16 protein-coding genes are annotated in these 13,932 nt (G+C 33.2%); 10 read left to right on the forward strand and 6 right to left on the reverse strand.

The window, feature by feature from the left end; translation table 11 throughout:
• Positions 1-223: 223 nt before the first annotated feature.
• Together rpe and chrP are read right to left on the reverse strand one after the other, a co-directional pair.
• Positions 224-874 carry a ribulose-phosphate 3-epimerase gene (gene rpe, locus AC2A1D_RS00095; RefSeq protein WP_484041634.1) on the reverse strand — a complete coding sequence of 217 codons (651 nt, stop codon included), beginning with the start codon at positions 872-874 and terminating at the stop codon, positions 224-226.
• 41 nt (positions 875-915) lie between these two features.
• The gene (gene chrP / locus AC2A1D_RS00100; protein WP_484041635.1) at positions 916-1,992 is read right to left on the reverse strand and encodes a chryseobasin maturation metalloprotease ChrP; all 1,077 of its coding nucleotides are present in this window, start codon (positions 1,990-1,992) and stop codon (positions 916-918) included.
• A 51-nt stretch (positions 1,993-2,043) separates the two neighbouring features.
• Here chrP and AC2A1D_RS00105 point away from each other — a divergent pair, with 51 nt between their 5' ends.
• A complete protein-coding gene (locus AC2A1D_RS00105) occupies positions 2,044-2,748 on the forward strand; it encodes a DUF4294 domain-containing protein (RefSeq protein ID WP_484041636.1) in 705 nt (234 codons plus the stop codon).
• 23 nt (positions 2,749-2,771) lie between these two features.
• On the opposite strand, the gene AC2A1D_RS00110 is transcribed toward AC2A1D_RS00105, so the two are convergent.
• Both AC2A1D_RS00110 and mnmC2 read right to left on the reverse strand, forming a co-directional pair.
• Positions 2,772-3,188 (reverse strand): NUDIX hydrolase, encoded by a 417-nt coding sequence (locus AC2A1D_RS00110; protein WP_484041637.1) that lies wholly within the window; start codon positions 3,186-3,188, stop codon positions 2,772-2,774.
• A gap of 98 nt (positions 3,189-3,286) precedes the next feature.
• On the reverse strand, positions 3,287-3,961 hold the full coding sequence (mnmC2, locus tag AC2A1D_RS00115; RefSeq protein ID WP_484041638.1) for a tRNA (5-methylaminomethyl-2-thiouridine)(34)-methyltransferase MnmC2: 675 nt from the start codon (positions 3,959-3,961) through the stop codon (positions 3,287-3,289).
• Positions 3,962-4,044: 83 nt separating this feature from the next.
• On the opposite strand from mnmC2, the gene AC2A1D_RS00120 reads away from it, so the two are divergent.
• The 9 genes from AC2A1D_RS00120 to AC2A1D_RS00160 all read left to right on the forward strand — a co-directional run bounded on the left by AC2A1D_RS00120 (position 4,045) and on the right by AC2A1D_RS00160 (position 11,150).
• Complete coding sequence (locus tag AC2A1D_RS00120) at positions 4,045-5,118, forward strand: branched-chain amino acid aminotransferase (RefSeq protein ID WP_484041639.1); 1,074 nt, start codon at positions 4,045-4,047, stop codon at positions 5,116-5,118.
• A gap of 89 nt (positions 5,119-5,207) precedes the next feature.
• Entirely contained in the window at positions 5,208-5,717 is a 510-nt protein-coding gene (locus tag AC2A1D_RS00125; protein ID WP_484041640.1) for an FKBP-type peptidyl-prolyl cis-trans isomerase, read from the forward strand.
• Positions 5,718-5,795: 78 nt separating this feature from the next.
• Positions 5,796-6,800: a peptidylprolyl isomerase gene (locus tag AC2A1D_RS00130; protein WP_484042318.1), complete on the forward strand. Its 1,005-nt coding sequence runs from the start codon at positions 5,796-5,798 to the stop codon at positions 6,798-6,800.
• Between the two features lie 72 nt (positions 6,801-6,872).
• Complete coding sequence (locus AC2A1D_RS00135; RefSeq protein ID WP_484041641.1) at positions 6,873-7,439, forward strand: hypothetical protein; 567 nt, start codon at positions 6,873-6,875, stop codon at positions 7,437-7,439.
• 19 nt (positions 7,440-7,458) lie between these two features.
• The gene (locus tag AC2A1D_RS00140) at positions 7,459-8,070 is read left to right on the forward strand and encodes a hypothetical protein (RefSeq protein ID WP_484041642.1); all 612 of its coding nucleotides are present in this window, start codon (positions 7,459-7,461) and stop codon (positions 8,068-8,070) included.
• Between the two features lie 89 nt (positions 8,071-8,159).
• Positions 8,160-8,882: a 3-deoxy-manno-octulosonate cytidylyltransferase gene (gene kdsB / locus AC2A1D_RS00145; RefSeq protein WP_484041643.1), complete on the forward strand. Its 723-nt coding sequence runs from the start codon at positions 8,160-8,162 to the stop codon at positions 8,880-8,882.
• 168 nt (positions 8,883-9,050) lie between these two features.
• Complete coding sequence (locus tag AC2A1D_RS00150; RefSeq protein ID WP_484041644.1) at positions 9,051-9,713, forward strand: histidine kinase; 663 nt, start codon at positions 9,051-9,053, stop codon at positions 9,711-9,713.
• A gap of 12 nt (positions 9,714-9,725) precedes the next feature.
• Positions 9,726-10,304, forward strand: coding sequence for a glutathione peroxidase (locus tag AC2A1D_RS00155; RefSeq protein WP_484041645.1), 579 nt, complete (start codon positions 9,726-9,728; stop codon positions 10,302-10,304).
• A gap of 57 nt (positions 10,305-10,361) precedes the next feature.
• Positions 10,362-11,150, forward strand: a complete 789-nt coding sequence (locus AC2A1D_RS00160; RefSeq protein ID WP_484041646.1) for a tetratricopeptide repeat protein — start codon at positions 10,362-10,364, stop codon at positions 11,148-11,150.
• A 49-nt stretch (positions 11,151-11,199) separates the two neighbouring features.
• Here the strand turns inward: AC2A1D_RS00160 and AC2A1D_RS00165 are convergent, their stop codons facing one another.
• Positions 11,200-12,558, reverse strand: a complete 1,359-nt coding sequence (locus tag AC2A1D_RS00165; RefSeq protein WP_484041647.1) for an MATE family efflux transporter — start codon at positions 12,556-12,558, stop codon at positions 11,200-11,202.
• A 71-nt stretch (positions 12,559-12,629) separates the two neighbouring features.
• Positions 12,630-13,814 (reverse strand): sigma-54-dependent transcriptional regulator, encoded by a 1,185-nt coding sequence (locus AC2A1D_RS00170; RefSeq protein WP_484041648.1) that lies wholly within the window; start codon positions 13,812-13,814, stop codon positions 12,630-12,632.
• Between the last annotated feature and the right edge of the window lie 118 nt (positions 13,815-13,932).

Consider the following 13,932-nt stretch of genomic DNA (forward strand, 5'->3'; position numbering starts at 1 on the left):
AAAATCCGGCATTGTCCGGATTTTTTCATTTCAAAGCCAAAAATAACATACCGTATTTATACGGATTGACTTACTATCACTTTTTACGGATCTTTGAATAAAAAAAAGAGCAGTCCTAAACTACAAGCTAACAAAAACTAATAACCCAGTCAACTTAAAGTTTGAGACAATAAAAGGCAGTCTAATTGACTGCCTTTTGCTTTTTATAGAATTGTATAAAAATTCAAACCTTTAAAAGCTCAATCATTCTTTCTGGGCTTTCTGCAGAGAATACTGCGTTCCCCGCAACTAAAACATCTGCACCTGCATCAAAAAGTTTTGAGGCATTTTCAATATTCACGCCACCATCAATTTGAATTAAAGCAGTAGAGTTGTTGTTTAAGATTAAATCTTTAGTTTCAGCAATTTTTTTATAGGTATTTTCAATAAATTTTTGTCCGCCAAAGCCAGGATTTACACTCATCAACAATACCAAATCTACATCTGCAATAATGTCTTCCAACATTAAAACTGGAGTAGAAGGATTAAGAACAACCCCTGCTTTTGCTCCCAAACTTTGAATATGATGAATTGTTCTGTGAAGGTGTGTACAAGCTTCAAAATGCACAGAAACCAAATCTGCACCGTGGTTTACAAATTCTTCTACATATTTCTCCGGCTCAACAATCATTAAATGTACATCTACAAATTTTTTAGCATGTTGTTGAATAGTTTTCATCACAGGAAATCCGAAAGAAATATTAGGAACAAATCTTCCGTCCATCACATCTACATGCAACCAATCTGCCTGTGAATTATTAAGCATCTCTATATCTCTTTGCAGGTTTCCGAAGTCTGCCGACAAAAGGGAAGGAGCAATTAGTTTTGTTTTCATTTTTAAACTTTTTACTTTTAAATTGGCTCTTTTTACTTTAATTAATGATATTTCAACTTCATTTCTGGGGTAATCTTCAGTAGAGTTTCGTAGATTAATTTAATCACATTTCCTACATCTTCTTTAGAAACCATTTCTACCGTTGTATGCATATATCTTAAAGGTAAAGAAATTAATGCACTCGGAACACCTCCGTTGGAATGTGCAAAAGCATCAGTATCCGTTCCTGTTGCACGACTTGCTGCCGCTCTTTGATAAGGAATTTCTTCTGTTTTTGCGGTTTCAATAATTAATTCTCTTACTTTATGATGAACGCTTGGCGCAAAGAAAACCACAGGACCTTTTCCGCATTTTTGGTCGCCTTCTTTTTTCTTTTCAATCATTGGAGTAGTTGTATCGTGCGTAACATCTGTAACGATGGCAATGTTCGGTTTTATGGTATCTGCAATCATATCTGCTCCATATAAACCTACTTCTTCCTGAACAGAATTCGTAATATACAACCCGAAAGGAAGAGATTTTCCGTTTTCTTTTAAAAGCCTTGCTACTTCAGCAATCATAAAACCACCAATTCGGTTGTCTAAAGCACGACAAACAAAGTATCTATCGTTCATTTCGAAGAATTCATCCGGATAAGTAATCATACAACCTACATGAATTCCCAATTCTTCTACTTCTTCCTTAGAAATAGCTCCACAATCAATAAAGATGTTATCAATTTTAGGAGTAGGTTCGTTTTGATTTGCGCTTCTTGTGTGAATTGCAGGCCATCCAAAAACACCTTTTACAATCCCTTTTTCTCCATGAATATGAACCACTTTCGAAGGTGCAATGGTTTGGTCTGAACCACCATTTCTGATTACATAAATTAAACCATCGTCTGTAATATAATTTACATACCAAGAAATTTCGTCGGCATGTGCTTCAATTACCACTTTAAATTCCGCTTCAGGGTTAATGATTCCGTAGCAAGTTCCATAATGATCTACTTCCACTTTGTCTACATAAGGTTTAATATAATTCATCCAAACTTCCTGACCTTTGTGTTCGTAACCAGTCGGAGAAGCGGTATTAAGATATTGTTCTAAAAATTTTAGGGAATTCTTTTCAAATTTCATAAAAAGGAATGATTTTTGCGTTGTGATTTTTCTGTACGAAGTGTAAAAATAATGATTTTAAATAAAGTTTTCGTTTCTTTTCTTGTTTTTTTTGGAGTAATATTCAAAGCGCAAGGAGTAGATACATTGGGAATCAGGCCATTGAGTCAGTACCCACAAGACCAGCTCAGAACAGACGAATTTGGGCAAAAATATTTTTACGACGAAAGGCAAAAAGCAAAAATCTATGACATAAATGGTGAAACAGTGGTTGTAATGGACGAATTAAAACTCGTAAACAGACCGAAGTTCAACAATCAGCTAGATAAAAACTTTTATCTTTTCCTAAACAAAAAACTGTATAGAGTTTATCCCCTGTTTCTTACTGCTTTGCAACAGTATAGAGATATCCAAAAAGATATGAAGAGTATGGATTCTGCTGCCAAAAGAAAATTTGTAAAAGACAGACAGAACATGCTTGCTGATCAATACGAAAAGCAACTTAGAGATTTAACGACGACAGAAGGGCAGATTTTTGCCAAATTAATGAACAGAGCAACCGGAAAAAACGTTTACGAAATCATTAAGGAACTTCGTGGCGGTTGGAGCGCTTTCTGGTGGAACATGAAAGGTAAAGTGGCCGATATTGATTTAAAATCGCAATACAATCCTAGAGAAAATAGAACAGACGAATTTTTAGAATCTTTACTTTACTCCAACTGGAACTCTGGTTATTTACAACCTTATCCCGGTGCAAAAGATTTCAAATCACCATAAAAAAAATAAATTCCTGTATACTTTTACAGGAATTTTTCTTTTAATTTCTCAAATACAATTTTATCGATTGGTAATGGAAAAGGATTTTCAGGAGTATCAATATCTACCCATTCTGCCTTTTCAATACAAGGATCCATAATTAGAAAATCTTCTTCATTAATAATACGCACCAAATAATAGATGGTAAGCAATTGCTCGTTTTCTCTAAATCTAGAAGTTAAAAACTGCTCCTGAGTGTAAAAATGCTCCAAAATTTCAACCTTCACATTAAGTTCTTCTTCAAACTCACGATGAAGACAGTCTAAAACACCTTCACCAAGTTCTAGACCACCACCAGGAAGTTTCATAAGAGGTACACCTGCATATTCTTCAAATAAAGTAAGCACTTTCTTGTCTTTTACTGCGCACGCATACACTCTTACATTAATTTTGTCTATCATATATAATACTTTTGATTTCGTATTGCTAAATTAAAAATTTTGTTTCTATTAAAGATGAAAACTAAAACGATTGTTCGCAATATGAGCAAATTTTAAGCCTACTGTTTCCACGCGTTAATCATTTCTCTTTTTCCGGGAGGACCCTGCATTTTTTCTACCTTAAAATTAAGTTCCTGAAGTATTCTTCGCACACTTCCTTTAGATGAATAGGTTGTTAACAAACCATTCGTGTTCATTTTGTCAGTCACCATCTCAAACAAAGGTTTTTCCCAAAGATCAGGTTGAACTCTTGCCCCAAAGCAATCATAATAAACAAGGTTTATTTTAGGTAAATCAATGTTTTTAAGGTCGAAAAAGTCACACTGTATCTTCGTAAGGTTGAATCCTTTTACGATTTCATGACTTGTTTCCCACTCTGTTTGATGAATTTTTTGGTAAATATTTTTTAATTCTTCGTTATCAAAAAGTTCAAAATATGCTAATTCTTTAATTTCTGATTCAAGAATTGGATATTTTTCAAGGGTAAAATAATTAATGTCATGATTTTTGTCAGTTTGTAAATATTCATTAATTGTTACCAAAACATTCAAACCTGTTCCAAAACCGAGTTCTAAAATATTAATTTCGCAATCATTTATTAAATTTAATCCATTTTTAATAAACACATGATTCGCTTCTTGTAGTGCACCATGGTGTGAATGATAATTCTCATTCAATTCATTGATATACAATGTTTTACTACCGTCTTCCGTTGTTTTAATTTCTCTTTTCACGCTTTTTTTTATCAAATTTAAAATAAATTTTTATATTTGGAAAATTATGTTAAATTTGTAGAACATCATAAAAAATTTAAGAAATGATAATTCAAAAGACAGAAAACTCTAGAATTTCTACATTCGATCCTAATAATTTCTCTTTCGGAAATACCTTTATAGATCATATGGTAATTTGTGAATACGAGAATGGAAAATGGGGGGATGTGAAATTGATTCCTTATGGTCCACTTCCTTTTACACCTGCTATGATGGGGGTAAACTACGGACAAGCATGTTTTGAGGGCATGAAAGCCTATAAAGACAAGGATGGGCAAGTTTTCCTTTTCAGGCCTGAAAAGAATTTTGAGCGTATCAATAAATCTGCTAAACGTTTGGCAATGCCAGAAGTTACAGAAGAAATGTTTTTGGATGGTTTAAAAGCATTAGTTGATATCGACAGAGCATGGATTCCTCAAGGGGAAGGGATGTCTCTTTACATTAGACCTCTTATTTTCGCGACAGAAGAAGCGTTAAAAGCGAGAGTTTCTGATAAATATATGTTTGCCATTGTTGCAACACCTGCAAAAATGTATTACTCTGAACCTGTATCGGTAAAAATTTCTGATCACTATTCTAGAGCTGCAAGTGGAGGTGTAGGTTCTGCTAAAGCTGCAGGAAATTATGCTGCATCTTTTTACCCTACACAATTGGCAATAGAAGAAGGATACGAGCAAATTATCTGGACAGATGATGCAACTCACCAATACTTCGAAGAAAGTGGTACCATGAACGTTTTTGTAAGAATTAACGATACAATTTTCACTCCGCCAACTTCAGAAAAAATCTTAGATGGGGTAACTAGAGATAGTTTCATAAACCTTGCTAAGAAAAACGGAATCGAAGTAAGAATAGAACCAATTGCTGTAAAAGACGTTGTTGAAGCTCAGAAAAACGGAACTTTGAAGGAAGTTTGGGGAGTAGGAACAGCGGTTGTTACAACAGTTTTCCAGGCTTTAGGATATCAAGGCGAGAAGCTTGAGCTTCCTAAACTATCAGATGAAGAAAGCTATGCTGTTACGTTGAAAAACCAATTGGTAGCACTTCAAACAAACCAATCAGAAGATTCTTTTGGATGGAGAGTTTTGGTAGAAAAAAATGTTTTAGAGACAGTTTAATCTCACAAAAAATAAATATAAAGTCAGGTTTTTTCCTGGCTTTTTTTGTTTTTATATATTCATTTAATTACGTATTTTCGCAAAAGTTTATGAAAAAAATACTTCTTCTTTCAATTCTGGCTTTTGTAAGCTGTAAAAGAAACACTACAGTTTATCCGCCTGTTGGTGGAGTACTCAGTCAGTCTGATCTTAAAACATCTAAAGAGAGAACCAAAAATCTTAATATGATGGAAAGAAAACAGATTGAAGACTGGATGACTACTCAGCAAAATAAATATTACCCTACAAAACTTAATTATTGGGTAAGTGTTGACGGCTTCGATGATAGACAAAAACAACCAGACGATGCACCTGTATCATATTCTTATGAGCTTTACGATTTTGATATGACTAAAATTTACGACAAACCTTATAAAAGGGAAAATGCAAGATTTGGACATTTTGACGAGATTAAGGCTGTAGAAAATGCTTTACGATACATGAAACCAGGCGAAGAAGTTACTCTTTTAGTTCCATCATCATTAGCATATGGTACTTTTGGAGATCAAAATAAAATTGATAACGATGTTCCTTTAATTATAAAACTGAAATTAATTTAAATGAAACTATTAAACAAAAATATAATCCTTGCAGCGGCTAGCGTTTCGCTCATGAGCTGTACTCCAATTTATAAAAAAATGAATGTAGACAAAGAAACTTACGAAGGTCTAAAAGACGGACTTTATGCTAATCTTCAGACAACGAAAGGAAACATGATCGTGAAGTTTGAAGATAAAAAAGCACCTGTAACTGTAGCCAATTTTATTGGTCTTGCAGAAGGGAAAATTGATAACAAAGCTAAGGCTAAAGGAGTTCCTTACTATGACGGGACAATCTTCCACAGAGTAATTAAAGATTTCATGATCCAAGGAGGTGATCCTCAAGGAACAGGAATGGGAGATCCTGGATACAAATTTGAAGACGAAAAGAACGACTTAAAACACACAGGAAAAGGTACGCTTTCAATGGCAAACTCAGGTCCAAATACAAACGGTTCTCAGTTTTTCATTACTGAAGTGGCAACTCCTTGGTTAGACGGAAGACACACTATTTTCGGTCACGTAGTGAAAGGTATGGAAACTATCGATGCTATTGCTGCTGTTGAAAAAGGTGCTCAAGACAAGCCTAAAACAGATATTATTTTAGAAAAAGTAGGAATCTTCAGCAAAGGAGACGAATACAAACATTATGATGCTGCTAAAGTTTTCAACGAAGGAAAAGATAAAATCGCGGCAAACAACAAAGCAATGGCTGAAAAAGCTGAAGCTGAAGCTCTAAAAAAACTAGAAGCTTTGAAAGCAGATATGCAAAAAACAGAATCTGGTCTGTACTACAAAATTACTAAAACTACTTCTGGAGCTGCTCCAAAAGTAGGAGATAATGTTTCTGTACATTATGCAGGTAAATTAACAGACGGAACAGAATTCGATTCTTCGTTCAAAAGAAATGAGCCTATCGAAATTCCAATCGGAATGGGAAGAGTAATTAAAGGATGGGACGAAGGTATCCTTTTATTAAAAGAAGGAGAAACTGCTACATTACTAATTCCACCAGCAATGGGCTACGGAGAAAGAGGAGCAGGAGGAGTAATTCCGCCAAACGCTTGGTTAATTTTTGATGTTGAGCTTGTAAAAGTAAAATAGTCATTCAAAATAAAGTGATAAAAGCCATCCGAAAGGTTGGCTTTTTTTTATATTTTTACTTAAAATTTAATTATGAAATCAAAACTAATTTTTAGTCTTTTCTTTTTTATTACCGTACTCATTTCTGCACAGAAAAATGAACAACAAACCATAAACAATAGTTTTACAACGTTTTTTAATCAATTAAAAAACAAGCAAATAGACCAAGCGGTAGAAAATATTTACCCAAAATATTACACATTTGCCTCAAAAGACCAAATGAAAATGATTTTGAATATGACCTACAACAATCCCATGATAAAAGTGGAAGTTCAAAATTTTAAAGTCAATAAAATTGGCAATCCTGATTTGGTAAACGGAGAATATTTTTCTGTAGTAGATTATTCAACAAGAGTTCGATTTGGCACAGAAAATCTGCAAGAAGAGATGCGAAAAAACATTCAAAATATGTTGGTCCAAAAATACGGACAAGGCAACGTGATTTATTACGAGAACGAAATGGCGTATTTTATTAATGGTAAATCTAAAGCTTGCGCCGTTTCTAAAGATAAAAAAAACTGGAAATTTGTCTTGGTTGAAAAAGAAATGAAAGGAAATTTAGACAAAATTCTTCCAAAGAAAGTTTTAGATAAGTTTTAATCTATAAAAAATAATACTGGTGAATCGGAAGAGAGTTTTTCTAGAAACTAAATTTTTAAGCTACGTAACTTTTGCAACAATAGTCTCAGTTATTCTTTGCGTTTACTTTTCTGGAATACATTCGCATAGAAGCTTGTTTTTAAATTCAATATTATCGACATCAATTTTAGCGGCTATATTTTTCATTTTTATTTCATCAGGATTATATTTTGGAGTTAAATTAAAAGAAAATATCGGCGAAATAGTCAACAAACAAAAATTGACAGATGTTGCAAAAAAAACACCCTTATTCGATGCTTCAGGTGCTGATATTCCTATTGTAGGAGATGGAATTGGAGGCATTATTTTAGGTGTTATTTTATGGTTGTTTTTTACTTTTGTCGCTGTGTTTCTATTGTATTTTTTAGGGGTATTCTTTTGGTCTTCCGCATTAGTTTTTTCAGGAATGCTCTATTGGGTATTCTTCCGAGCCTTGCGATTAGTTTTTAAAAACGTTAGATTTTGCAAAGGAAACTTATTTAAAAGTACAACTTATGGTTTTATGTATTCCTTTCTTTATATTTCATGGATTTACGGAGTAATATTTTTGCTTCATTTTTTACAGCACGCTGAGAAAGTCACAACTTCATAAAAGACGTTTTTAACTAATTTTATGCTTCGTTATTTTATGTTTAATCAAAAAGTTTTGCGACTTTTGTGATACAATACTAATTTAGTTTTATGAAAATTATTGCAGTGATTCCTGCGCGATACGAAGCCAGTCGTTTTCCGGCAAAACTGATGCAGACTTTAGGCGATAAAACCGTCATTACAACAACTTATCAAAACGTTGTAGAAACAGGTTTGTTTGAAGAAGTTTTTGTAGCAACAGATTCAGAAATTATCTTCGATGAAATCATAAAAAATGGCGGAAAAGCTGTAATGACCGGTCAATACGAAACCGGAAGCGACAGAATTGCAGAAGCTGTACAAAATATTGATTGCGATATTGTTATTAATGTTCAAGGTGATGAGCCGTTCTTAAAACTAGAACCTTTACAGCAATTAATTGAAGTGTTTAAGAAAGATGATAATCAGGAAATTTCTTTAGCTTCATTAAAAATAAAACTTCACGAAAAAGAAGAAATCGAAAACCCAAATAACGTAAAAGTAATTACCGACAACAACGGTTTTGCTTTGTATTTTAGCCGTTCTGTGATTCCTTTTCACAGAGAGATTTCTTACGCTGTAGATTACTTTAAACATATTGGTGTGTATGCTTTTAGAAAACATGCTTTAATTCAGTTTTCGAAATTGGAAATGAAACCTTTGGAAATCTCCGAAAAAATTGAGTGCATTCGTTATTTAGAATACGGAATGAAAATAAAACTCATCGAAACCAACTTCGTTGGAGTAGGAATCGACACTCCGGAAGATTTAGAAAAAGCAAGAAAACTATTGTAAATAGCCAATTAAAAAGTAAAAAGAGACAAGTATAATTCTTAGTATGTTTGTTTTTTAAATTTCACAATCAACATACTACAAAATTCAGATATTTTATTACACTGGTAAACTGTTACATTGCTACATTTGTTAATAAAGGTTTATATTTGATTTTTATAAAAAGATTTAATGAAGAAATTAATTTTAATTTTTGCAATCATATTTTCGCAACATATTTTTTCACAAACCGCAAAAGAAATCATCGATAAAAACATTGAAGTTTCTGGAGGTTTAACACAATGGAAGTTATTGAATTCCGTAATGCTACAAGGGAAAGTAATTCTAGGAATTAAAGACGAATATCCTATTAAAATTTATCAGGCAAGACCCAATTTAACCAAAACCATCATTACCATCGGCGGAAAAGATACCGCTATTGAAGGTTACGACGGAACAAAAGGTTATGCAATGAATTACGCAGCCAATAAACTCCAAGAGTACAAAGAGTACGTTCCTGAAAGCTTTGACAACGATTTTATCGATTGGGAAAACAAAGGTTTTTCTGCGGAATATTTAGGTAAAGAAAAAATCGGAAATATCTATTGTCATAAAGTAGAACTTACAAAAAACGTAAATAAGAACATCTATTATTTTGACACCAGAACATTTATGTTGGTGAAAGAAATTAAAAAAGATGATACTTTAATCTACTCAGACTACAAAAAGGTAGGAAATTTGATGATGCCTTTTAGAATAGAATCATCGAGCCCGAAAAAAGACGGAGATTACGTGATGCTTTTAAACAAAGTGGAAATCAACAAAGTGTTTCCTGCTAATATTTTTAAATTCTAAACTGTTTTAAATATGAAAAAATTATTCATCATGCTGCTTTCATTCGTAGCATTTATCAATAGTTGCGCACAGAAAAAATCTGAAACCGCAAAAGCAAAAACCAAAGAGCTTATGGGAAAAACAATTTACGATTACAAAGTAGATGCGCTTGAAGAAGGCAAAACCATCAACTTTGCAGATTTTAAAGGAAAGAAAATTCTTGTCGTGAATACTGCTTCAGAATGTGGTTTCACACCGCAATACGCCGACCTTGAAAAACTGTACGAAGAATACAAAGACCAATTGGTAATTGTAGGATTTCCGGCAAATAATTTCGGTGGTCAAGAACCGGGAACCAATGTTGAAATTGGCGCTTTCTGCCAAAAAAACTATGGTGTAACTTTCCCAATGGCAGCAAAAGTTTCGGTAAAAGGAGACGATACTGCGCCAATCTTTAAATTCCTTACAGAAAAACAATTAAACGGAGTAAAAGACAGCAAAATCCTTTGGAACTTCACCAAGTTTTTAATTGATGAAAACGGTAAGTTGGTAGATTCTTTCGTGAGCAACGTAAAACCTACAGACGAAGCGATTACAAAGTATTTGAAGTAATTTTCAAAAAAAATCATAAAAAAAGCGGATTTTTATCCGCTTTTTTTATTTTTGAGTATGAAAAAACTAATACTCGCTTTCATGCTGATATTTTCAGTAAAAGCAATTTGCCAAGATCCTTATTTTTTAGGAAAAACTAATTATTGTACCCCCGAAAAGCCCGAGTCTAAAAAGAAATTTGATGCTGCAATACAAGGTTTAAATTTCCCCAAATATTATGGAGGAATAACAAACCTTTTAGTTAAAGCAATAAAAGAAGACCCAAAATACTGTGATGCATATTTTTTAGCTGGATATTATTTTCGCTTGCAAGAAATGCATAAAGAAGCTCTAACATTATATTACGTTGCTGATAGCTTATCCCAAAATAAAGCTCCAAATTTTAAACAAAACCTTGCTATTGAATTTATGAGATTAGGAAGAGTAGATAGGGCTCGTGAAAAATATATTGAAATGGTAAAATATTTTCCTCAAAATCCGGAAGGTTATTACGGAATTGGAAATACTTCTATCATATTGGGAGATCATGATTTCGGACTCGAAAACCTTAAAAAAGCAGAAGAACTCTACAATGGGAAAATGAAAGACGACGGAAGGTTTATGTATGGAATTCTTTACAGCTATAAAGAAAATTACGAAAAGGCTTTATATTATCTAGATGATGTTTATTCAACATACAAAAACGATGATGGATACCTAGCTTTGTATGCAATTGCACAAATAAAAGTTGGCAAAAGTACAAATGACGAAAAACTCATCAGAAAAGCTCAAAAAACTTATGAAAAAATAAAAGGAAAAACTTTTGATGAAGACATTCTTAAAAAATTAAAAGCAGAATTTTCTTAACAAGAATTTTAAAAATAAAAAGAGGAACTTATTATAAGCTCCTCTTTTTTTATCCATTTTTAATTCGTCTTGAAGACATATTTAAGAATCGTTTTACGAGCATTAATGCAGAAACGGTTAATCCTAAACCGAGAGCAATCCACATCCCGAATGCGCCCATTTCCATCGTTACACAAAGGAAATATCCTAAAGGAATCGTTATCAACCAATACGCAATAAATGTGTAAATAGAAGGAATTTTCACATCTTGTAAACCTCGCAACATCCCTAAAGCCGTAACTTGAATCCCATCTGACAATTGAAAAAGCGCCGCAATGATCATTAGTTTTGAAGCTAACTGTATTACTTCTACTTCTTCAGGTTTTGTGAAAAATGTTGGGAGAATATTTCTTCCTAAAATAAAAACCAAACCACAGAAACACATAAATAGAAAAGCGATTTTTAAATTATTGATTCCGATTTTTCTTAACTCAACAAAGTTTTGTTCGCCTAATTTCCTACCAATCATCACCGTTGAAGCCACACTAAAACCAATACAAAGATTAAAGGTAAAAGAAGCCATACTTAAAGCGATTTGATGCGAAGCAATATCGTGCGCAGAAATTAAACCACAAATAAAAGCAGCACCTGCAAAAGCCGTAACTTCAAAGAACATTTGCAGCGCAGTAGGAAAACCCAGTCTTACCATTTTTTCAAACATTTTCTTTGAAAACACCTGCATTTGAAGTGAAAATTCTTTAATATATTGTCTTGTTTTTTTCTCTTTTAAAAGTACAAAATAGAGAAAAACAACCATGAAAATTCTGGCAATTAAACTGGCTAATGCAGAACCTTTTACACCCATTTCAGGAAAAATCCAAAGACCTTTAATAAAGACATAATTTAGTGCAATGTTAATTACATTCGCAATAATGGTGGCTTTTGTAACTCCGATAGTGTATGATAAACCTTCGGAAACTTCTCTCAACGTTTGAAAAGCCATAAAAGGAACGATACTTATCGCCATTATGGTAAGAAAATCTATGGTATCTGGAATAATTTTCGCTGGTTGACCAGAATGATTTAAAAGAGGCATTCCCAACAAAAGAACAACCATTAATAGAATTCCCACCGACATATTAATAGCAAAACCATGACTAAAAACGGAGTTGATCGTTTTATGATCGTGTTGAGAATGCGCCTCAGAAACCAATGGCGGAATGGCAAAAGAAAAACCTAAAGCCAAAACAAACATCGAGAAAAACACAGCATTTCCCAAAGAAACCGACGCCAAAGCATCTGCTCCTAAAAGTTTCCCAACAATAATATTATCGAAAAGATTTACAGAAACCTGCCCAACTTGAGTAAGCATTACCGGGAAAGCCAGCGTTAACGCTTCTTTTGTATAGTTCTTATTTAAAATTTTCATGTTTATATATAAAAAAAATTTGCAGCATAATTACTGCAAATTTTTATAAATAGTTTTAATTTATAATTAAATTATTTCCTTACAAAACTTGCAACGTCTTCTTCTGATACTGAATTACCACCTAAGATAATCAATCTTTCTACAACGTTTCTTAATTCTCTTATGTTTCCAGTCCATGAAAGTGCCTTTAAAGCATCAATCGCTTTATCATCAAATTTCTTTACAGCAGTACCGTGTTCATCTGCAATTAGCTTAGAAAAATGGTCAACCAAAAGTTTTATATCTTCCTTTCTTTCATCCAAAGGTGGTACATAGATTTCGATTACAGATAATCTGTGATACAAATCTTCTCTGAATCTTCCTGCTTCAATTTCGGTCTGCATATTTTTGTTGGTCGCAGCCAAAACTCTTACATCTACCTTTATTTCCTTATCGCTTCCTACAGGAGAAACTTTGCTTTCCTGCAGCGCTCGGAGAACTTTTGCCTGTGCAATAAGACTCATATCTCCAATCTCGTCCAAGAAAATTGTTCCGCCGTTGGCTTGTTCAAATTTTCCTTGCTTGTCTTTAATTGCACCTGTAAATGAACCTTTTACGTGTCCAAAAAGTTCAGATTCAATAAGTTCAGAAGGAATAGCAGCACAGTTTACTTCCACCATAGGACCTCTTGATCTTTCACTAAGGTTATGAACAGCATGAGCCACCAATTCTTTACCTGCACCGTTTGGCCCTGTAATCAAAACTCTTGCATCCGAAGCCGCCACTTTCTCAATCATGTCCTGAATTTTCTTCAAAGGAGCAGATTCACCAATCATCTGATATTTTTTGTTGACTTTCTTTTTAAGAGTTTTATTTTCGTTTTGAAGGGTTTTATTTTCTTTTTTAAGTGATTCTTTAGTTAAAGCATTTTTCACGCTCGTAATCAATCTGTTAATATCGATTGGCTTTGATATAAAATCATAAGCTCCATCTTTCAGACAAGAAACTGCAGAATCTATATCTGCGTGACCCGAAATCATAATAAAAGTACTATCCGGCTTCAAAGCCATACTTTGTTTAAGCAATTCTGTACCAGAAAGTTTAGGCATTTTTATATCAGAAATCACCAAAGCAAAATCTTCTTTTTCTACGTTTTTATAGCCTTCAAGACCGTCTTCGGCAATTACAAATTCATAATCGGTAAGTTCATCAGAAAGAATGCTGTGAAGTACTCCGGAAATAGCTTTTTCGTCTTCTACAATAAGGATTTTTTGCATAGTCGCAATTTAATTAATTTTTGCGTGATAATTATCAAATATCATTCCTAAAATATCTGATTTTAAGAAAATAAATACTTTTATAAATTAATATTAAATTAAATTCTGAATTTCGGTA

It is taken from the genome of Chryseobacterium sp. HNCC26DJ239, from assembly GCF_057180445.1.

Excerpts from the sequence above, each read along its gene's own strand:
- rpe (WP_484041634.1), bottom strand. The coding sequence starts at position 874 with ATGAAAACAAAACTAATTGCTCCTTCCCTTTTGTCGGCAGACTTCGGA.
- chrP (WP_484041635.1), bottom strand. The coding sequence starts at position 1,992 with ATGAAATTTGAAAAGAATTCCCTAAAATTTTTAGAACAATATCTTAAT.
- AC2A1D_RS00105 (WP_484041636.1), top strand. The coding sequence starts at position 2,044 with ATGATTTTAAATAAAGTTTTCGTTTCTTTTCTTGTTTTTTTTGGAGTA.
- AC2A1D_RS00110 (WP_484041637.1), bottom strand. The coding sequence starts at position 3,188 with ATGATAGACAAAATTAATGTAAGAGTGTATGCGTGCGCAGTAAAAGAC.
- AC2A1D_RS00120 (WP_484041639.1), top strand. The coding sequence starts at position 4,045 with ATGATAATTCAAAAGACAGAAAACTCTAGAATTTCTACATTCGATCCT.
- AC2A1D_RS00125 (WP_484041640.1), top strand. The coding sequence starts at position 5,208 with ATGAAAAAAATACTTCTTCTTTCAATTCTGGCTTTTGTAAGCTGTAAA.
- AC2A1D_RS00130 (WP_484042318.1), top strand. The coding sequence starts at position 5,796 with ATGAATGTAGACAAAGAAACTTACGAAGGTCTAAAAGACGGACTTTAT.
- AC2A1D_RS00135 (WP_484041641.1), top strand. The coding sequence starts at position 6,873 with ATGAAATCAAAACTAATTTTTAGTCTTTTCTTTTTTATTACCGTACTC.
- kdsB (WP_484041643.1), top strand. The coding sequence starts at position 8,160 with ATGAAAATTATTGCAGTGATTCCTGCGCGATACGAAGCCAGTCGTTTT.
- AC2A1D_RS00150 (WP_484041644.1), top strand. The coding sequence starts at position 9,051 with ATGAAGAAATTAATTTTAATTTTTGCAATCATATTTTCGCAACATATT.
- AC2A1D_RS00155 (WP_484041645.1), top strand. The coding sequence starts at position 9,726 with ATGAAAAAATTATTCATCATGCTGCTTTCATTCGTAGCATTTATCAAT.
- AC2A1D_RS00160 (WP_484041646.1), top strand. The coding sequence starts at position 10,362 with ATGAAAAAACTAATACTCGCTTTCATGCTGATATTTTCAGTAAAAGCA.
- AC2A1D_RS00165 (WP_484041647.1), bottom strand. The coding sequence starts at position 12,558 with ATGAAAATTTTAAATAAGAACTATACAAAAGAAGCGTTAACGCTGGCT.
- AC2A1D_RS00170 (WP_484041648.1), bottom strand. The coding sequence starts at position 13,814 with ATGCAAAAAATCCTTATTGTAGAAGACGAAAAAGCTATTTCCGGAGTA.